Genomic DNA, 20,835 nt, shown 5'->3' with positions numbered 1-20,835 from the left:
ACTCTGAGACTCGCCGTGAATACATCCCTGTAGGCTCGAGCACAGCATCCATGCTGCGCACGGTCTCAGAGTAAATGCCGGAATCCATTTTTATCGCACTTGGAAACATCGCGGTTAATTCTTTTTCGGAAATTGATAAAGCGTGTAATACGCATCCATTTTTTCCGGCGCATTTTTGTCGAACAAAGTTTCGGTTTTTAATTGCGCATGATAAACACGTGCCGTTTGTTGTGGGTGAACGTTGGCTTGCTCTAGCGATTCCAAATCAATCAGCAGTGTTTTGCGATTATCGCTCAACGTTACTGATTTAATTGCATCCTGCTGCAAGCCCAGTTCATCTGAACCGTAATCCGGCGCATCGCGATAAACCCAAGACTCAATTGCCAGCAGTGATTTTAATTCTTCCACAGTTGCAGAGTTTTTAATCGGTTGCGTTAACTCCAGCGCAAACCCAGTTGGTGTTGCGAGCATTTGGGTAATTGCAGGTGCGATGGTTTTGCCATCCCAAGTGATGCGCTGCAAGCTGGCGACATGGCCACCTTTTGCCTGCCAACCGCGACCAGTTTGGCCGAGCAACAAACTGCCGTCTTTCAAAAACAGTGGGCGCATCACACCGGATTCCAAACCATCGATAAACGGCATAACACTGCCTTGTTCAATGCCATCCACTTTTTGAATCGCAATGCGCAGCAAATTCGATTGGGTTTGATCGCCCATTAACATCTGCCCTGGAAATGCGCCGAATTTACCTTTGGTAGTGTCCCACGCAGGATTACCCGGTGAGTTGGCAACGCGGTTATGTGGCAGTAATACAATTGCATTGGTGCGTTTGTTTTGCATTTTTTCCCACGCAATTTCTGGCGATGCGGGCGTCATACCCGGCAGATCAACCAGTGCAGATGGATGACCAAAGAAATTATTTTTTTCGATAGTAAATAATTTCGAAGTGCCCATGTATTCGCCCTGATTGTCGGAATACCAAATGCGACCATCTGGCCCTGTGCCTATACCGGCGGGACTGCGCAAACCGTTCGCCCAAAGCTCAAATTTGCCGTTGGGTTCAACGCGAATATTCCAACCTGCCAGACCACCTTGGCTGCCCATGTATTTGCCGCCAGCATTGTAGGTAGAACCATCGCCGCCATCGGCGAGGTTGATGCTGAGGTAGTAAGCTCCATCGCTGCCGCGCGTCGGCCCGTGCATATAGGAGTGATAGTTGCCGTGGTAGGAATGTGCATCAAATAAAGTTTCATAATTGTCGGCGATGCCATCGCCATTGGTATCGCTAATACGTGTTAATTCCGCTTTTTGTCCAGCAACAACCGTGAAGCCTTTTTTATCTTCCACTAACACGCCGAGGCTATCGAAGGTGCCTTCGGCAAAAAAATGCCATTCACCTTTTACCATGCGCCAGATACCGGCAGTGCGCGTGGCGATCACGGTAGTGTTGTCTTCAGTTAATGCTAAGCCCAGTGCTTCAAATAATTGCTCGCGGCCAAAATTATCTTTAGGGGGATAATAACTTTCGATGCTGTAACCCGCAGGCATATCCGCTTTGGATTCGGTGATTTTGATCGGCTGTTTGCGATAATCAAAGTCAGATTTTTTTGCGTGCCAGACGTTTTCCGCAACTTGCATTTTGGCGGTGAGCGTTGCGCTCTTGCTGCCCGCTGGCAATTGCCATTGGCCGTTTTCGATTTTGCCAGTGCTCACAGCAGCGTTTTGCAGCAATTGTGTGTTAAGCAAAAAAGTTTGTGCGGCTTTTACATCGCCAGTCACTGTGATTTTTACATCGCCAGTTGCGGCAATCAGTGTTTGTACTTTTAGCGTATTTTTGCCGACGCGATAATTAAAGGTTGGCAGCTCATCTTTTTGTTTGGAGTTGCGCGTGTAACCTAAAAATTGCGCATCCATAGCGGCAACGCGTGTTAGATGATCTTCTTTGCTATTGAGCGATGCTTTAATGGTTTCTACATCGCCAAACTTTGCATCTTTAAACGAGAAATCGATGAGCTTGCCCTGAGCATTTGCAGGCGCAAATAAAAATTCCTGATCGCCAAAATTAATTTCCCGGCTTTCAAAACCCATCTTCAAACCTTTGCCGCCGCGATTGGTAAATTCGCCGGTCATATCCAAAAAGCCGCCTTGCCAGATTTTGGTAATGGCGAGCAGGCGTGGATCAAAGGAGTAGTTCACGCCCCAAGGCGACCCCACATGAATAGCGCGGCCAGACACTCCTGCCATTGGGCCTCGTTGTAAACGCACTTCATCGTCAACCAATAATTGCAAACGGTCGGCGATAGGGTCGTATTCTTCGGCGCCGGTTTGTGCAAGTAATTTAATTGCAGGGCCTTGTTCGCGCAGATCATTGAGTGTGGCGAGGTAATCGCCAATAGCGTCAATTTGTACATCACTTAATACTTGTTGCGAAAACGTTGGCATGATCGGTAAAAAGGCCTCACCTTTTTTTGCACCGCTTTCAGCAACTGCTAATTGATCAGTCGCGGCGCGTAGGCTGCGGTGCAAATATTGGCGGTCAGCTTTGATGGTAAATCTATGACCTTCACCGCCTTCTACGACTTCGCGGTCGCGCGGTTCGCGTTTAAATAAACCGAAGAGATTTGGCCCAGTGCTCACACCGCCATCATTTTTTGCAGTCAGGTGACAGGCGTTACAGCCGACGGATTCAAAAGTTTCTTTGCCGAGCGCAACAAAATCCACCAGTTCATCGATATTGGTTTTTTCACCGGAGTTGGCCGGCATTTTGATCAGTGAAAAGTCAGCTGGGGCGATACTGAAATTGCGCAGTGCCAGTTGGCCTTTATTGACTAAAAAGCTGGTGATACCGGCCGGATTTTCCCAGCCGACATTGGCGTTTTCACTCATGCCGTTGCGAATATCATTGAGCAAAACGGTTTCGCCGTTAATGCGCACTTCCATAATCAATGCGGAATTTATTTTTGCGCTGGCGTCGTTGTAGCGCGGTGCACGAAAAGTGACGTGCAATTTTTGCCATTCGTTGTTGACGTTTTTAAGGTCGATCGCGTAGCGACCCTGCACATACAATTTTGCATCGCTGCCTTCGGGGACTAAAAATTCTGTGTCCATCACCGAATCACCAATATGAACATTGGTATTCAAATGTTGGCTACTGCCGTTAGCTTTAAGCACCAATATCTCACCGTCAGATGCTGGTGTAACTTGCAATTTATTGCCAACGGCGCTGACTTTACTGGCGCTGATCCAATCACTGTTGGGCGTGAAATAATCGACGGGGTTTTGTGCGTAAAGTGGGGTACTGCAAAGGAGCAGTGTGCTTATGAGTGTTTTCTTCAGGAGGGACATAATCTGTGCCTGCGTAAGCGGATAAAAATAGCGCCGCGGTGAAACACGGCGGCGCGAAAAAGACAGTCAACAGGGAGCTGTCGCGGATAGAAAAGGGAATTAAAGTTTGCGTACCCAAATATTGCGGAAGCTCACCAGATTGCCGTGATCTTGCAGGCGCAGAGGCGCGCAGCCGTGAGCTTTATAAACCGGTTTGCCAATCCACTCGGTTGCGCCTTGGATTTCAACATGGTTTTGTGCAACTACACCGTTGTGCATCACAGTGACGTAGCCCGGCGTGGTGAGTTTTTGTGCGCTATCAAATTTTGGTGCAGTGAAAATAATATCGTAGGTCTGCCATTCGCCCGGTGCGCGCGAGGCATTTACCAGTGGGATAGTTTGTTTATAAACCGACGCAACCTGACCGTTGGGATAGGTCTTGTTGTTGTAGTTATCCAATACTTGAATTTCATAGCGCTCTTGGAAAAATACACCGCTATTGCTGCGGCCTTGGCTTTCGGTTGGCTTGCCATCTTCACCGATAAAATCGGTTGGGGTTTTCCATTCAATGTGCAATTGCACATCGCAAAAAGATTCTTTGGTTCTGATATCACCCTTTTTCGGTACAACAGTAAATGCGTTATCGGCAACTTTCCATTGCGCGGCGCCGCCGCCTTCAACTGCTTGCCATTGATCCAGATTTTTACCATCGAACAGCACAATAGCGTCGGACGGAATACCATTGGCTGGAGCGCTGATAACCGGCGGAACCGGCTCCCATACTTCGGTTTCTTGTGCGAGTTCCCAAGGTTCTTTTTCGGCAGCAGACACAAGTGGTGCCGATACAGCACACAGCAGGCTAGTGGTAACTAATAGGGGGTTAAGAGCAAAGAGCTTTTTCATAGTGTTGACCTGGATTTTTTTATAGTGGGTTGAGTGTGTCAGGGTGGTTATTAATGTGAACCTTAAGCTTGGCAGATTTTTACAAAACCTCCTCTTTGGCTGCGATCAAATTGTCGCCGCTGCAATCGTATTCAATCGCCATTGGGTAAATGGCCATCAATGAATGGCAGGGAAGAAGGGGATTGCCAAGCGATTAAAAATCGTAAAAGTCATTTAAACCATTAGCGTATTTATACTATTTGTCTACGCAGGCGGCGATGCTTTTTACACAGCTTGATCAATTGGCGAGGCGGGAACTGCTTTTTTAACAAAGCTTTACGGAAGGTTTGCGGCTGGCTAAAAACCAGCCGGGCTATTGCAGGTTCTATTGCACTAGTTTTTAGCCAGTTGGCGACCGGGGCAATTCAGAAACTGCGAGGTGGTAAGCCATTTTTGATCCGGGTAGTAGGAAAACAAGAATTGATCACCCTTGATGGTATCAATCACCTTGCGCGCTATACCTCTGCGCACTGCGGGGCAGCCCCAACTGCGGCCGAGGCGCCCCAGTTTTTTGGCGAGTTTCAAATCTACATAGTCGGCACCGTGGAACACAATCGCACGCTCCATAGCCTTGTCATTAAAGCCGTCTTCCAAACCTTCCATGCGCAGTGAGTAACCGTTGGATCCCATATAGGTTTCTTTGGTGCGGAATAGCCCAAGGCTGGTTTGGAGGCTACCATAGGTATTGGAAAAGTTACGTGCGAAGTTTTCACCGGTGTTTTTGCCGTGGGCGACCAGCTCCTGAAACAAAAGTTTGCCGGTGATCAGATCAAATACCCATAAACGCGGCGTTGTGGACACTAATGAGTAGTCGATAACCGTCAAGTTGCGTGCGGGTGTCATTCCCTGGCTCAGTGCGCAGTCGAGTGCTGATAGTGCGAGACCGATCACATTGGGATTGGCCGCAGGTGCCGCTTTGCTCATTTTGGTGAGCAGTGCTAACGATTTTTGGTCATGGTTAAAGCTGGCAACTGCGTTAAATGGATTGGTCGGACGATCTTTCGCCACGGCGGTATTAAACGAAAACAGAATACTGCAGCAGGCCGTAAAAAGGAGGCCCTTAATGAATGAGTACAACATGATGGCCGAACACTCTTGTTTATTGAAATTTGTAGCGGCCTTGCTATGGAAATTTGCGGTTTTCCCAGTTAAAACTGGCGAAGTGGTTGAATCCTAACATCCTAAAAAGGATGGGGCAAATAACAAAATATCAAAAAAGTGATCAATTTGTATCTTTTTTGTTCGCTTTTAGGGTTGTCGGTTTTCATTTTTAAGCGTGCAGGAGCGCTCGTTTATGCTGTTATCAGATGTATTGGGATGTATCTATCGCCCTGGTGCCGTTTTGGCAAAAGGCTTGTTATTGGTGTTATTGGTGTTATTGGTGTTGTTGGGGGTGATTGGGTTGCAAGTCAGCTCAGCCAAGGCGGTTGAGGGCGATGAGTTGGCAAGCGCTGAGATGGGCAAAATGCTCAGTTCATCCACCTTGCTTGGCCGTGAAATCGAAGCCCAGATGATCGGGTTGCAGCTGGATATCGCCGAAGGGCGCTCCGCATCCGGTTCCCAGCAGCTGACGCAGGCCATGATTAGCCTGTATGAGCAGCGTCAGTATCGCCCGCTGTGGGATGAGCCGGCGCGTATGGAGCAGTTGATCAGTGCGCTTGAGTCGCTGGCGGATGACGGTTTGTCTCCCGAGGATTATCGTGTCGAGCAATTGCGCCAAGCCTTGCCTCTGGTGGGTGATGATTCAGTAGAGGCGTTACCTGCGCGCATTGTCGATGAGCTGCGCGCGACCAATGCTTACCTGCGCGCGCTCTATCATTTATATAACGGCAAGGTCGATCCGGCCGGGCTTGATCCGCAGTGGAATTTCGAATTTCGGGATATGTCGCCAGTGGCCGATGTGGTGCGCGTCGCCAATGCCGCAGAACAGGGGCAGATTGCGCAATTGTTCGAGGAGACTCGGCCGCAACACGTGAACTACCGCAGCTTTAAAGCGGGGTTGCGCCGCTACCGCGAGTTGGCGGAGCAGGGCGGTTGGCCATCCTTGCCGGTTGGCCCCACGTTGAAACCCTGCATGATTGATCCGCAGGTGGCAATTCTGCGCCAGCGTCTGACCGTCACCGGCGAATATGTCGCACCCTCTGAAGCTGAGGTGCGCATAGCGGTAGAAAAATGCCTCACCCCAGTCACATCTTCAGATTCCAGTTCCAGTGAGCCGGCGCTCAGCGGTGGTGCTGTTGCCGAAGTTGCCAGCAGCGATGCTGATAGCGCTTCCTCGGTTAATTCCGATGAAGTTTTTGATGAGCATTTGGTTGCCGCCGTTAAACAATTCCAAAGCGAACAGTATTTGGATGTGGATGGCGCTATAGGTCCGGCTACGCGCGCGGCGCTGAATATTTCGGTGCAATCGCGTATCGACCAGATTCGCGTCAACCTCGATCGCGCGCGTTGGCTGCTGCACAACATTCCTGCGGAAATGTTATTGGTCGATGTGGCGGGATTCAAAGTCACCTATTACAAAGAAAATCAGCCGATTTGGCGCTCGCGCGTGCAGGTGGGCATGGCCTATCGCACCAGCCCGATTTTCAAGTCGGAAGTAAACTACATTACGCTCAACCCCACCTGGACTGTGCCGCCGACAATCTTGCGCAAAGATATTTTGCCCAAGGTACGTAAAAATCTGAATTATCTGCGCGAACATCGAATTCGGGTATTGGATAGCAGTGGCCGCGAACTGGACCCGGCGACAGTGGATTGGAATCGCCCGAGCGGTGTCACTCTGCGGCAGGATGCGGGCGAAGGTGCAGCTTTAGGAAAGGCAGTGATCCGCTTCCCCAATTCCCACGCTGTGTATTTGCACGATACGCCCCATCAGGCGCTGTTTAATAAAAGCCAGCGTGCATTTAGTTCGGGCTGTATTCGCGTTGAGCGCGCGCTGGAACTGGTGGAATTGCTGCTCGCTGAAACCCCCAACTGGGATGCCGCAGCAATCGATAGACAACTGGCGACCGGAAAAACGCGCAATGTCACGCTAGCGAAACGTGTACCTATCCTGCTGGCCTATTGGACGGTGGATGCGGTGAGTGAAACTCAGGTTGCATTCAAGCCGGATATTTACGCGCGCGACGCCAAAGTGCTCGCTGCGTTAAATAAGCGCAGTTAAATAACGAAGCTAAATAAAAGGTTAAATAAAAAACTAAACACTGTAGGTCAGGCGAGCAGTCTGTGCGCGAAAATCCGGCATCTGAGTTTGTATTTATGCCGGGTCGCAGCTAGCGTTAATTGAGCGTCAATACAAATTCAGCAAATTCAGCAAATTCAGCGAATGCAGAGTAATCGCAGAATTGTATTGATATCTCCCACAGACTGCTTTCAAGGACTTACAGCAATGGCCATCAAGAAAACCTCCCGCAGCTCGGAAAACGAAGAACAGAGTGATGTAGTTGTTTTGGATGATGTGCCTCCCGCAGCAGAAGTGATCGACCTGCTCGCGCCTGCTAATGGCTATATGTACTTCACCGAGCGCGACCTCAATAAAATCCTGTTTAATCTCGATACTCTGCGCACCAGCGTTTATCCCCGCCTCGCCAATCAACAGGATTCCGATAATTACAAACAGCCGCAATTTCCCTCAGTGTGCCTGATAGGTCTTGGGCGCTGTGGTTCTAATATCGCGCTGGATGTCGCCTCGCTGGTGTACAACGCGCGCAATTTTTATCTCAACGAATTTAACAGCGAAGAAAAAGAAGTCCGCGAACAAGATAAGCCTATGCGCTGGATCAAGCGCAGCCTGCACCTGAAAGGCGGGCATCAACTCAAGCCGGTTTTTTTGATCGAGCCGCTGGTAATGTTGGGCGATTTGGATAAAGACATCGAGGGGCGTATTCGCTTTTCGCACAAAGGCGAGCGCTCTGGTTTTCTCAAGGATTACACCAAAATGAAAATCATGGACTTGTCCGAAGTCCATGCGGGCGGCTCAGGTAACGCGCCGATTCTGGGGCAATACCTTGCCAAAATTATTTTGAATAAAGATACCCAGCGCTTTTCCAATCCCGATTGGAAACATGTGCACTCGTATCTAATCGATTCCTGTGGCATTAAAGCCAATCAGTCGCGTTTGTATTTTTATATTTTCAGCGCTGGCGGCGGCACAGGTTCAGGTATGGCCAGTGAGTTTGGCCTCGCGCAGCAGTATGCCTACATGAGCAAAACCTTTGATTCGCGCGCGCAGTCGGAGTCGGCAGAGAATCGCGGCCATTCATTTGTGTTTGAGCCAATTTTTACCAGCGGCATTTGTATATTGCCGAATATTTCTGACCACGGCGTAGAAATGTCGGAGGCATTGCACATTAATGCCGGGCGCTTATTGTGCAAATATTTATCGGAAGAGTGGGATTTTTCGTACAACTTCGACAATGAAGACAGCAGCGAGTCAAGTGTTATGCATCGCATTCGCCCCTGGAATGCGATGATGTTAATTTCCAACGACATCATGCGCTACGCCGAGGCAACCGACGATGGCATTATTCAGCACATAGATGTGAATGCGATGGAGAAATATGCGAACCAATATATTTCCCAGCAGATATTCAACATTCTCACCGCGCAAGCAGTGACAACCGATTACGACGAAAATTATTTCCGTCGCGCGGGGATTGATATAGGCGAAACCATTCGCCTTGACGCTAACGATTTATTTATGAGTTTGGCGGGGCCTGTGGCAGTTGCCTATGCTGAATCAGTTATTCCACATCATGCACCGCAAGGTGTGGATAAGCTGCGCGGAATTGAAGTGAAAAAACCGGGCGATCTTAATATCGATGATTTATTTTATCGCTCAATTGATTTGCCGCACTTTAATAAAGTCACACAGGCAATTGAAGGGATTAGCTTGCTGCCGATTGAATCGGTGCGCTATCGCGAAGCGCTGTCGCGTTACCTGCAAAAAGGCTACGACGCCAACGAACTTAAAGACCTGCATTTCTTTAAAAATTGTTCGTCAGTGGTATCGATAATTTCCCTGCCGAAAGATTACAAGCTCAGCTACATGGATTTGAATAAACTCAAATCCCATCTAAATGCTTTGTTTCCCAATACCACCTTAAAACGTTATGCGCTGGTGATTGGTGCGTCGGCCAATATTTCGTTGACGACCTTGATTGTAAAAAGCCCATGTTTGAGCGATGACTTTTTGACATTGATTGTCGCTTTCATCAAGCGCTGTTTTGCCAAAGATCCTTATCGCTTTGATGAGCAGCTGGACACCGCCATGCTCGACTTTATTCGTGCAGAAGAGTTCGATGAGCAGCTGGTCGATAAAATGCTGAACGAGTACGAAAACCCCGCCAAAATTCTCGATACCAATTGGTATGCGATCAAACCTATGTACGAGAAAAAATATCGCGAGTTGATCAATGACTCCGCCAAATTCTGCTCGATTAACGATATTCGCCTATCGCGCGATAGTGTGAAAAAAGCCATTAAGTACCTGCGCGAAATTTATCGCCATAGAATCAGCAAGACGCGTATTGTCTCGCTTAATTCGCCTATGCAGTGATGTATAGGTTCGGAGAGCTTTGCTCTTCGAACCTATTGCAACGCTACAATCTATTACAAAGCTCAGACCGCCAGCTTTTGATTGCGCTCATCCTTGCTTGAATCCAATTCGCGCACAGGGCGGATTTCAATTGTGCCTAAGCGTGCAGGTGGTATTTTTCTTGCCAGTTGAATTGCTTCATTTAAATCACGCGCATCCAACATATAAAACCCAGCCAGTTGCTCTTTGGTTTCGGCAAATGGGCCATCAGTGATAATCGGTTTGCCATCGCGCACGCGCAAACTGGTTGCGGTAGCGACTGGGTGCAGTGCATTACCGCCAATCATTTTGCCGGTGTCGCGCAGGTTTTGGCCGCAGTTTTCACACTCCGCATTTAACGATTGCCATTCTTCCGATGTCATTTTGTTGATGATGTTTTCATCGTAATAAACCAGGCATAAATATTTCATAGTGAATCCTGTGTTATGCAGGTTGAATGTGAGTGGGATCCATATACATGATCTCCCAGTGATGGCCATCCAAGTCTTCAAAACCGTGATAGTACATAAAGCCATAATCCAGTGGCTCGGCAGGCCAGGCTTTACCGCCTGCTGCCACGGCATTGGAAATGATTTTATCGACTTGTTCACGGCTTTCGCAGGATAAACAGACAATCACTTCTTTAGACTCATGGCTGTTTACAATGGTCTTTGAGGTGAAGGTCTGAAATTTGGGTTCGGTTACTAGCATCGAGTAAATGGTGTCGCTAATGACCATGCAGGCGGCTGTGTCATCGGTAAATTGCTGATTGAAGGTGTAGCCCAGATGTGAAAAAAACGCCTTGGATTTTTCCAGATCTTTCACCGGCAAATTGATAAATACTTGTGTTGGCATAGGTATCTCCTTTAGTTGTTAATAGTTGCGAATAGTTGCGAATAGTGGTTAATAGTTGCGAAAAATGGTTTCTGGAATGTTTTTATTCGTGGTGCACTATGGATTTAAATCCACCATAGGCCATGCGTTTAAAATCAAAAGGTGGATTTTTCTCATCGCACATATCTTTCAGGCGCGGGTCGGCCATCACCAAGGCGTTAATGCGGTCGCGCTCCTCGCGTGAGGGGAAGATAATCCAGGCGATGACGACTGTTTCGTTATCTTTACAGCCAGCCGATGTGCGAAACGAGGTCATATCGGCGATATCCAAATCATCGCCCACACACTCCCAGTAGGCGATAGCGCCGTGCTCTTTCCATACGGCACCCGCCTTATCGGCCATTTTTTGGTATTCCGGTAATTTTTCCGGGGCAATCGGTAATAAAAAACCATCGACATAATGTGACATAACAGACTCCTTTGGTTTGTGGCTATACAGGTTTGTGGCTTTACGCAGAAAGCAATCGGTGAAAATAGTTGGTTTCATACTCTAGTCGAATAGGCATTGCTAAAATCGACAGCGATTAACAAAAAAATCGTTCATTTGGGCAAATATGAAAACTGCTCTATAGTCAGTCGCAGTAACACAACAAGGTCAACGCTATGGATCACCATGAAACACTGCTTCACGCCATCTATTTTTTGTTGGCCGCGACTATTGCGGTGCCGCTATTTCGTCGCCTCGGTTTGGGGGCGATTTTGGGATATTTGGTTGCAGGCGCCATTATCGGTCCCTATGAGCTGGGGTTGATTTATCAACCTGAGGCCACTTTCCAATTTTCCGAATTGGGTGTGGTGCTGCTGTTGTTTGTTATCGGGCTGGAGCTGAACCCGCAGCAATTGTGGAAGATGCGTTTTGATATCGGCCTGATTGGCAGCGCGCAAATGCTGCTTACTGCGTTGGCCATTACAGGATTGCTAACGGCGATTCTGGATTTAAATTGGCAGCAGGGTTTTATTATTGGGCTTGCGCTTGCGCTTTCATCGACCGCATTTGCGGTGCCTTTGATGGAAGAGCAAAAAATTATGGGCTCGCCGATTGGCCGCAAAGGATTTTCGATTTTACTGCTACAAGATCTGGCGGTAATTCCGATTTTGTTATTGCTCGCAAGCTGGTCGCCTGCGCTTGACCCTGAGCATCAGGTTCCCTGGTGGTTGGGGTTGAGTACTGTTGCATTTTTATTGCTGGCAGGTGCGCGTTTATTTAATCCTCTGCTGCAAGTGGTGGCCAAATATGGCAGCCGCGAAATTCTCACCGCCGCGGGATTGCTGATTGTATTAAGCGTCGCCTATTTAATGCAGTTGGTCGGTTTTTCCATGAGCATGGGCGCATTTCTTGCGGGAATGTTATTGGCGCAATCCAGTTTTCGACATCAATTGGCTGCAGATATAGAACCCTTCAAAGGTCTGTTGCTCGGTCTATTTTTTATCGCCGTTGGTATGTCGCTCGATTTGCGCCTGCTCTTCGCCGAGCCGCTGCTAATCATTGCGCTTGCATTTGCATTGATGCTGATAAAAATGTTGGTGATTAGCATCATCTTGCGCTTGCGCAAGCAATCACCAAAAGACAGTTTGCTTGTTGGAATTTTGTTGGCACAGAGCGGCGAGTTTGCCTTTGTGGTAATGGCGACTGCGGAGCAGAGTGCGTTTATACCCGCCGATATCAGCAGCTATGTAGTGTTAGTCGTTGGAGTTTCTATGGCGCTAACTAGCCCTCTGGTGATGTTGTATGAACTGTTGACCCGCAAGCTTAGACAGCAGGAGCAAGCCTCGGAAGATGCAAAACAAACGGAGCATTCATTTAAAGAGTTGGATGAGCCGGATGCGCATAACGCAGAAGTAATAATCGCGGGCTTTGGTCGTTTTGGGCAAATTATCGGGCGTATTTTGACGGCGGGAAATATCCCGTTTAATGCGCTGGATAAAAATTCGGAGCATATCGAATTCTTAAAAAATTACGGCGTGAAGAGTTACTACGGCGATGCGACACGTTTGGAATTGTTAGAGGCTGCCGGTATTCGTGAGGCCAAGGTGTTGGTGATTGCGCTGATTAATGTTGAGGCTTCGCTTGCGATTACCCGGTTGGTCAAACAACATTTTCCGCATATTACGTTGATCGTTCGTGCACGCGACCGCGCTCATGCCTATCGTTTAGCTGAGCTAGGGGTTGAAAATCCGATTAGGGAAATTTATGAATCAAGCCTAACTGCGGCGATGAAAACTTTAAACGAAATTGGCTACACCGAAGGGCAATCCCAACATGCAATCGATATTTTTCGTGAGCACGATCAAAGCTTGCTGCATCAGGTTATCGCGCTTAGTAAAGACCCAAAAGAATTGTCGCAGCTGATAAATCAAAGTCGTAAAGAGCTGAAAGATTTATTCAGTAAAGATGGGCAGTTGTAATCAATGATTAATTAAAAGGAAATATCTATGGCTACCAAAAAACATGACGAGCTGATGTCGTTATTGCAATCCCGTTTTGAAAAGAATATGCATCTCCATAAGGGTATTAATTGGGCAGATGTACAAAAAAAGCTGGAGTCTTCACCGAAAAAAGTAAAAGTGCTTGCAGAAATGGAAGCAACTGGCGGTGAGCCAGATGTAATTGGCTGCGATGCAAAAACGGGCGAATACCTTTTTTGCGATTGCTCTACAGAAAGCCCAGCAGGGCGCCGTAGTACTTGCTACGACCGTGCCGGGCTGGAATCACGCAAAGAGCATAAACCGGAAAATAATGCTTTGGATATGGCTGCAACCATAGGTATAGATTTGCTCGATGAAGAACAATATCGCGCACTGCAACAACTTGGTGAATTCGATTTAAAAACCTCCAGTTGGATTAAAACTCCTGAAGCAATCCGCAAGCTCGGTGGCGCTTTGTTTGCCGATCGTCGCTACAACCATGTGTTTGTCTATCACAATGGTGCCCAGTCCTATTATGCAGCGCGTGGTTTTCGCGGGTTATTGAGGGTTTGACTTGTATTCAACCGCTAATGAATTTACTGGCTGCAAGCTCGCTTATATATTCAAGGGTAAACTTCTTGTGTATCGGCGTGATAACAAGGCTGGTCTTATATTTCCTGATCTGTGGGACTTTCCTGGTGGCGGACGGGAGGGCGATGAAACACCTGAACAATGCGTATTACGTGAGCTTCAGGAAGAGTTTTCAATAAAGATGCCAGTATCCCGACTGGTTTATAAAACGTACTTGGCCAATCACTTATGCACGGGAATGTCATATTTTTTTGTGGTCTCAGGTAGCCAAGTTGAGATTGAAAATATTGTTTTTGGTGATGAAGGGCAGTATTGGCAATTGATGGATATTGAAGAGTTTTTAAAGCGGGAAGATGTGATACCAATGCTCAAGTTGCGATTGCTCAGATTTTTCCGATATTAATTTAACAACGGGTGTGGATTTCTATTTTTATTGACGGAGGCTTTATGAAAAACATCGGTAGCTGTCATTGTGGGAATATTCGTTTTGAAGTGGAAGGTGATATAGATTCAGGTGTTTCGTGTAATTGTTCGATCTGCCAGCGAAAAGGATCGATTTTGTGGTTTGCACCGTTTAATGCATTTAAGCTGCTCACATCCGGTGAGAATATAGGTAGCTACACATTTAACAAGCATGTTATTCATCATAAATTCTGTCAGATTTGTGGTGTAAGCCCTTATGCTGAAGGTGCTGATCCTGCGGGGAATCAGATAGCGGCAATTAATATTCGTTGCATTGAAAACATTGATTTGGCATCCATTCCGGTGCAGCACTACAACGGAAAAGACGCCTGATTTTTTCGTTTTATAAGGCACTGAGTTTGTTGCGCAGAAATCGTAGCTCCGGTTCTTGTGTGGTTAACGTCAGTGCTTTTTCGTAAGCGAGTTTTGCGGCAGGAATTTGGTTGAGTTGAGTGAGAAACTCGGCGCGTGCAGCGTGTAGTAAGTGATATTCAGTGAGCAGGTTGCGTGTGAGTAAATCATCCAATAGTGCCAAACCTTGCTGTGCACCATCGCGCTGTGCAATGGCAACCGCACGATTCAGTTCAATAATCGGCGATGGGCTGCGCTCCAGCAGTAAATCGTAGAAGCCGCAAATTTCAGCCCAGTCTGTTTCAGCAAAACTTTTGGCTTCTGCATGGAGTACCGCAATCGCGGCCTGCAAACAATAAATGTCGGCATTGCCACTGCTAAGTGCGCGTTGGATTAATACAGAGCCTTCGGCAATTTGCTCGTGGTTCCATTGCGATCTGTCCTGATCTTCCAGTCGTATCAAATCACCCTTGCTATCTATGCGTGCATGTTTGCGCGAGTCCTGAATTAGCATCAGGGCAACTAACCCCAGTACTTCTGCATCGGGTAAGAGTTGCGTGAGTAAGCGCCCCAAGCGGATTGCTTCTGTTGTGAGTTCCTGACGAATTAATTCGCTGCCGGATGATGCAGAATAGCCTTCGTTAAATAGCAAATAAATCACATGCAGAACAGCGCTTAAACGCTCAGGTAATTCGTTGCGCGCGGGAATTTCATAGGGAATGTTGGCGTCGCGGATTTTATTTTTGGCGCGCACAATTCGTTGCGCCAAGGTACTGGGTGTGGTGAGAAAAGCGCGTGCGATGGCCTCTGTCGTCAATCCACAAATTTCACGCAACGTCAGCGCCATTTGCGCCTCTGGTGCGAGGCTAGGGTGGCAACAAGTAAAGATTAGCCGCAGCTGGTCGTCTTCAAGATGACTGTTTAAATCATCATCCTGCTCTTGAACTTCATCCTCTAGCTGTTCGATCACATCTTCTAACGATACATGAAATTTAGCGCGGCGACGCAATTGATCAATCGCTTTAAAGCGCCCCGTAGACACCAGCCACGCGCGCGGATTTTGCGGCACACCATCTACTGGCCACTGTTGTAAAGCTGCAGCAAACGCATCCTGTAGTGCTTCTTCAGCGAGATCAAAATCTTTGAGCAAACGAATTAATGTCGCCAATACCCGGCGCGACTCAGTGCGATAAACTCCATTAATCAATGTTTCGATATTGGCGGGCATAGCGTTGCCTTTGAGTAATCGTTTAGTCGCTGTTTACATCATCGACAAAAGCGGTAGCTATTGCAGCAAACAACATAAATATACCGGCAGTGACTATGGCGTAAATAGGCTGACCATTAAATAACTGGCTTACCACTATCGCCAGTATGCTTGAGGCGAGGATCTGGGGTATGACGATAAAAAAATTATAAATGCCAGCATAGACGCCCATTTTCCCCGGAGGCAATGCGCTAGTCAGCATCGCCAGTGGCAGTGCGAGTATGGATGCCCAGGCGAAACCAACGCCGACCATTGCCAGTAGCAACCAGTGCGAATTTTCTATAAACAAAAACGATACTAGCCCAAGTGCACCTAAACAAAGATTGATCATGTGGGCAATTTTTCTATTGGTTTTGAGAACTAGAAAAGGAATTGCAATAGCCGCCAACGCGGCAAAACCATTGTAGGCGGCAAACAGTACTCCGACCCAATCAGCACCTTCGTTGTAGTTGTGACTACTGGGGTCAGAACTGTGATAGTGATGCGATGTAACTGCAGCAGTGGCGTAAATCCACATTGAAAAGAGCGCAAACCAAGAGAGACATTGAACAATTGCAAGTTGCTTCATGGTGCGCGGCATTTGCACCATATCGCGTGTGATTTGGTAGAGCGCATTGTCAGTGAGGTTGGAGTTTTGCAGCTTACCTGCGGCAAGTTGTAATAGGCCGAACAGAGCAATTCCAACGCTGAGCACATAGAGTTTGCTGTCAAAATCGAGGCTGGCTATCAGTGCACTGGCGATGGTGCCGATGGTTAGAAAAATGATGCCTTGACGAAAAAATCCGGTGTGGTTCTGCTGTTGTTTGAGGTGAGCTTGTTGTGCATCGTGCCAGCGTTGGAATAGTGCTATCTGCGCCGGGCTGTATTCGCGGGTGTTGTAAGTCGACCACAGTAAACTGAGCAACAGCATCACCCCGCCAATATAAAAAGAATAGGTGACTGATGGCGGAACCTGTCCTTGTGGTGCAGTGTTGGTTATCTCCAGCCAGTTACTCAGAATCCACGGCAAGGCTGAGGCAACGACAGCGCTGACTCCAATAAAAAAACTTTGCATGGAAAATCCGGCGGAACGCTGTTCATCAGGGAGCATGTCGCTGACCAATGCGATAGAAGGGGCGAGCGCAATATTCAGCGATGCATCCAATACCCAGAGCATGCCGGCGGCAATCCACAGCTCCGGAGAATTGGGCATCACCAGTAGTGCCAGTGTTGCGGCAATTGCTCCAAATAAAATATAGGGGCGGCGGCGCCCGTTGCGATGCCAGGTTTTATCGCTCATATAGCCTATGATTGGCTGAATCAGTAGACCGGTGATAGGTGCGGCAACCCACAGAATGGGAATTTCTTCGATAGGGGCGCCCAAAATTTGGAAAATGCGGCTGACATTGGCGTTTTGCAGGGCAAACCCAAATTGGATTCCAAAAAAGCCAAAGCAGAGATTCCATATCTGCCAAAACCCGAGTTGCGGTTTGCTGTTCATAGCTGTGTCTAATTATTGGTTTTTCTGCGACCAGCTTTAGGTGAAAGCGGTCATTTATTTGTATGATTATATTTGTGCGCTGATGCTGGCAATTATAGCTAAATCCCCTCTGCTCGTGGGCTTTGTGCTCACTGCTCAATTCGACTGGTTTTTGGGGGCGATTAGTTTGAATTTTGATTCCTTTCCGATTCCTTCCTTTCCAACAAATCCGGGCCAATTTTTTGGCATATAAAGCCAATATATGCCGGCTATTTTTATCCCATTCTGAAAACGTTTTCAGTGAATACTTAAATTTATTTTTTACAAAATAAAAAATAAATTTAAGTTGAAATCGATTTCAAAAAATTGAAAACGATTTCTTTTAAAGCGTGCATATAGACATCTGCCAATAGCCATTATTAAGATGTTTGAAACGAAACATTCACTCTTTCCTGTCAGGTGAATGGTATGCATACAGCAGAAGTTTTTTGGTGTGTGCATAAAGCGGCGGGGATATAAATACAGTCCAAAAATAATTCATAACTGATAAAGGAGACGTTCATGAGCACAATGCGATACTTTAAAAAAAATCTTATTGCCAGTGCTGTCACTTCAATCGTAGCTGTCGGTTTTGCCTCCCCTGCGATTGCGCAAAGCCAAAGTAATGATGGTAGTGTTGAAGAGGTCGTGGTAACCGGAGTTCGCGCCGCGTTGATATCGGCAATGGAAACCAAGCGCGATGCTTCTGGTGTTGTTGATGCGATTAGCGCCGAGGATATTGGTAAATTTCCAGATACCAATCTCGCAGAATCTTTGCAGCGTATTCCCGGTGTTTCAATTGATCGTGAAGGCGGAGAAGGGAAATACGTGACTGTTCGTGGATTTGGGGCGGGTTTTAACGTAACAACTTTGAATGGTCGCCAAATTACGTCGGAAAACGTTAACCGTGACTTTGAGTTTGATACGCTTGGTTCCGAAATGATTAGCGGTTTGGTAATCAATAAGACCGGTTCTGCACTCACTGAATCAGGCGGTATAGGTGCGACTATTGATATCAGAACCTCTCGACCGTTTGATCTAGGTGACAAAATTGCCGGCTCATTAAAGATGGATTATGAAACTCTGGGTGAAGAAACTGCACCACAAGGTTCTATTCTGGTTAGCCAAACCTTTGCTGATGATACTCTCGGCGTTCTTTTTGCTTACAATCATTTTGAGCGCGACTCTACAGTAAATCGTATTACCAATAATAATTGGCTGCGAATTGAAAAAGATTCGGGCGATGCAAACTATCCTGATCCAGATGAATTGCGCTCAAATGCCAATCCAGACGGCCGCATTTATTTGCCACAAAACCACTTTATCAATCTGCAACAAGATAGGCGCACACGGGACAATGCCAATCTGGTTTTGCAATTTGCACCTGTTGATGGCCTTACCTTAACTGCGGATGTGCTTTATTCCGATTACGAGCTGTTGCGTGATCAAAATATGTTGGTGAACTGGTTTGGTAGTCGCGGCAGTTGGCGTGATGTGGTTGCCGATGAAAATGGAACTGTGACGCACTTTATTGCCGATAGACGTGAAGGTGAGGGTGCCGTTCAGGCGACAGAATTTAATGCGATTAGAGAGAATCGCAAATCCGATACGTTAGTGGCCGGATTTAATGCTGAATGGGAGATTACCGACAATTTTAGTTTGATCGGTGATGTCTATAGTTCGGAATCCAATTATGAAGACCCAATGGGTTTTGGCAATTCACAGGTCACTATGGGTTATCGCAACCGTTTAACCTGGGATATGGAAGGCGGATTTATTCCCTATATTTCCGGATTTGAATCTGGCACTGGCGATGTTGGCTATCAACCAGATGCCAATGGTCAGTTAACTATTCCGAATAAAGATTATCTTGATCCAAGCAATCTTCGCCCTGGATTTACCACGCGCACTGGTCGAATAGTAGAAGACACTATTGATCAATTTAAATTTGAGGGTGTGTATCAATCAAACGACGATCAGGGACTGGTAAAGGCAAACTTCGGTATGTCTTATAAGTCGCGCGAAAAATCTCGTGAAAAAACCACCACCGAACGCAGTATGACGGATGCTGAATGGGCAACCGTGAAAGCAAATGAACCTAATGTTCCTGATTGGGTGAAGGGCGCAATGAACTGCATGTTCTGTGATGGTCAATTTTACTGGACCGCCGTTACACCTCCCAATGTGACAGTACTTGATGTGGGCTCGGATTTTTTAAGTGGTGTCAGTAGTGGTGGAAAAATTCAAACCAAATGGTTGCAGTTTGATCACGATGAATTCCGTCGCATTTATGAAGGGCACGTCGGTCTTCCGTTTGAAACCGCGAAGGTTCCCAGCGAGTCTTACACTATTGGTGAAGACATTTTGTCGCTCTACACTCAGTTGGAGTTCGCCGGAGATTTGGCTGGGCATCGCTATGATTTCGTTACCGGTTTGCGCTATGAAAAAACAAATCTTGATGTCGAAGGTAATCTGGCATCCTTAATCGATGTAATGCCGGTTGGCAACGAGGTGTTGCAAGAGGTTCTTACGCCGGTTACGCCGACAACATTTAAATCAGACTACGCTTTGTTTTTACCAAATGTTGATTTTAAGTTTGATTTTACTGATGACGTGGTTGGTCGTGTGTCTTACTCAAAAACCATTACGCGTCCATCTATGACGGATATGCGTCCCGGTTTGACATTTGGCGATTTAAAACAGCGCGGCCCATATCCAGTCGAGGCAGGTAATTCAGAGTTAAAACCACTTGAATCAGAAAATATTGATTTATCACTTGAGTGGTATTACGACGAAGGTAGCTATGCCTCTGCGGGCGTGTTCTACAAACAGGTTGATAACTTTATCGTTAATGCAACCAGCGGTGAAAAAATAAATGGTCAGGATGGCTCGCCCGTTGTTGACCCAGCTACCGGTCAGGAAATTGTCTTCCAGGTAACTAAACCATCAAACATTGAAACAGCTGATGTCGAAGGTTTTGAATTTGCTGTGCAGCATATGTTTGGTGATAGTGGCTTCGGTGCTGTTGCGAACGCGACTATTGTGAATACTAATGCTGAGTATGACAAAACGCAGTTTGATCGCAATTTTGTTATCACTGGTTTGAGCGATACCTATAATCTTGTAGGCTTCTACGAGAATGAGAAGTTTCAAGTGCGTTTGGCTTACAACTGGCGCGATGAGTTTCTGATGGATTTCAGAAACAATGAGCCGGTGTTTGTTGAAGCCTATGGGCAGTGGGATTTAGGCGCGAGCTACAACCTGACTCAAAATATAACGCTGACGTTGGACGGCATAAACATTACGGGTGAAGAAAATCTCCATCATGCGCGCTTTGATAATCAATTCTTGCTTGCCGAAGAAAGTGGTGCACGCTATACCTTGGGTATACGAGCTTCTTTTTAATGCAGATTGAATTCATGAAGTCGATTTAAGTTGAGCGGATAAGGGCCTTTTTATAAGGCCCTTGTCTTATGTGTCAAAACCAGATCGCGCTATAACAATAAACGCGCAAAACAATAATGG

The 20,835-nt window shown here is 47.0% G+C and carries 15 protein-coding genes; 7 read left to right on the top strand and 8 right to left on the bottom strand.

The genetic code is table 11. The annotated features are described in order from the left end of the window. Window positions 1-114 precede the first annotated feature (114 nt). From SPL68_RS15130 to SPL68_RS15120, 3 genes are all read right to left on the bottom strand, one after another. On the bottom strand, window positions 115-3,345 hold the full coding sequence (locus SPL68_RS15130; RefSeq protein ID WP_323816008.1) for a DUF7133 domain-containing protein: 3,231 nt from the start codon (window positions 3,343-3,345) through the stop codon (window positions 115-117). Window positions 3,346-3,444: 99 nt separating this feature from the next. Then, complete coding sequence (locus SPL68_RS15125) at window positions 3,445-4,227, bottom strand: 3-keto-disaccharide hydrolase (protein ID WP_323816007.1); 783 nt, start codon at window positions 4,225-4,227, stop codon at window positions 3,445-3,447. Window positions 4,228-4,599: 372 nt separating this feature from the next. Further along, window positions 4,600-5,346: a murein L,D-transpeptidase catalytic domain family protein gene (locus SPL68_RS15120; protein WP_323816006.1), complete on the bottom strand. Its 747-nt coding sequence runs from the start codon at window positions 5,344-5,346 to the stop codon at window positions 4,600-4,602. Window positions 5,347-5,560: 214 nt separating this feature from the next. Between SPL68_RS15120 and SPL68_RS15115 the strand changes: the two genes are divergently transcribed. Together SPL68_RS15115 and SPL68_RS15110 are read left to right on the top strand one after the other, a co-directional pair. Continuing rightward, a complete protein-coding gene (locus SPL68_RS15115) occupies window positions 5,561-7,429 on the top strand; it encodes a L,D-transpeptidase family protein (RefSeq protein WP_323816005.1) in 1,869 nt (622 codons plus the stop codon). A gap of 225 nt (window positions 7,430-7,654) precedes the next feature. Further along, window positions 7,655-9,823, top strand: coding sequence for a hypothetical protein (locus SPL68_RS15110; RefSeq protein ID WP_323816004.1), 2,169 nt, complete (start codon window positions 7,655-7,657; stop codon window positions 9,821-9,823). A 62-nt stretch (window positions 9,824-9,885) separates the two neighbouring features. Here the strand turns inward: SPL68_RS15110 and SPL68_RS15105 are convergent, their stop codons facing one another. The 3 genes from SPL68_RS15105 to SPL68_RS15095 form a co-directional block, all read right to left on the bottom strand. Then, window positions 9,886-10,272 carry a YciI family protein gene (locus SPL68_RS15105; protein ID WP_323816003.1) on the bottom strand — a complete coding sequence of 129 codons (387 nt, stop codon included), beginning with the start codon at window positions 10,270-10,272 and terminating at the stop codon, window positions 9,886-9,888. 13 nt (window positions 10,273-10,285) lie between these two features. Then, window positions 10,286-10,696: a VOC family protein gene (locus SPL68_RS15100; RefSeq protein WP_323816002.1), complete on the bottom strand. Its 411-nt coding sequence runs from the start codon at window positions 10,694-10,696 to the stop codon at window positions 10,286-10,288. Between the two features lie 82 nt (window positions 10,697-10,778). Continuing rightward, window positions 10,779-11,144: a DUF1428 domain-containing protein gene (locus SPL68_RS15095; RefSeq protein WP_323816001.1), complete on the bottom strand. Its 366-nt coding sequence runs from the start codon at window positions 11,142-11,144 to the stop codon at window positions 10,779-10,781. A gap of 194 nt (window positions 11,145-11,338) precedes the next feature. Here SPL68_RS15095 and SPL68_RS15090 point away from each other — a divergent pair, with 194 nt between their 5' ends. Genes SPL68_RS15090 through SPL68_RS15075 form a run of 4 tightly spaced genes read left to right on the top strand, consistent with a single transcriptional unit; the run spans window position 11,339 to window position 14,527 of the window. Further along, a complete protein-coding gene (locus tag SPL68_RS15090; protein WP_323816000.1) occupies window positions 11,339-13,141 on the top strand; it encodes a monovalent cation:proton antiporter-2 (CPA2) family protein in 1,803 nt (600 codons plus the stop codon). A gap of 27 nt (window positions 13,142-13,168) precedes the next feature. Next, the gene (locus SPL68_RS15085; RefSeq protein WP_323815999.1) at window positions 13,169-13,714 is read left to right on the top strand and encodes a DUF4256 domain-containing protein; all 546 of its coding nucleotides are present in this window, start codon (window positions 13,169-13,171) and stop codon (window positions 13,712-13,714) included. A 1-nt stretch (window position 13,715) separates the two neighbouring features. Next, window positions 13,716-14,135, top strand: a complete 420-nt coding sequence (locus SPL68_RS15080) for an NUDIX hydrolase (protein WP_323815998.1) — start codon at window positions 13,716-13,718, stop codon at window positions 14,133-14,135. 44 nt (window positions 14,136-14,179) lie between these two features. After that, on the top strand, window positions 14,180-14,527 hold the full coding sequence (locus SPL68_RS15075) for a GFA family protein (protein ID WP_323815997.1): 348 nt from the start codon (window positions 14,180-14,182) through the stop codon (window positions 14,525-14,527). Window positions 14,528-14,537: 10 nt separating this feature from the next. On the opposite strand, the gene SPL68_RS15070 is transcribed toward SPL68_RS15075, so the two are convergent. Together SPL68_RS15070 and SPL68_RS15065 are read right to left on the bottom strand one after the other, a co-directional pair. Further along, window positions 14,538-15,773 carry an RNA polymerase sigma factor gene (locus tag SPL68_RS15070; protein WP_323815996.1) on the bottom strand — a complete coding sequence of 412 codons (1,236 nt, stop codon included), beginning with the start codon at window positions 15,771-15,773 and terminating at the stop codon, window positions 14,538-14,540. Between the two features lie 22 nt (window positions 15,774-15,795). Further along, on the bottom strand, window positions 15,796-17,292 hold the full coding sequence (locus SPL68_RS15065; RefSeq protein WP_323815995.1) for an MFS transporter: 1,497 nt from the start codon (window positions 17,290-17,292) through the stop codon (window positions 15,796-15,798). Between the two features lie 540 nt (window positions 17,293-17,832). Here SPL68_RS15065 and SPL68_RS15060 point away from each other — a divergent pair. Then, window positions 17,833-20,715, top strand: a complete 2,883-nt coding sequence (locus SPL68_RS15060; protein WP_323815994.1) for a TonB-dependent receptor — start codon at window positions 17,833-17,835, stop codon at window positions 20,713-20,715. Window positions 20,716-20,835: the final 120 nt, after the last annotated feature.

The sequence above is a fragment of the Cellvibrio chitinivorans genome, from assembly GCF_035117775.1.
Lineage (GTDB): Bacteria > Pseudomonadota > Gammaproteobacteria > Pseudomonadales > Cellvibrionaceae > Cellvibrio > Cellvibrio chitinivorans.
This window is presented reverse-complemented; position numbering and strand designations above follow the sequence as displayed.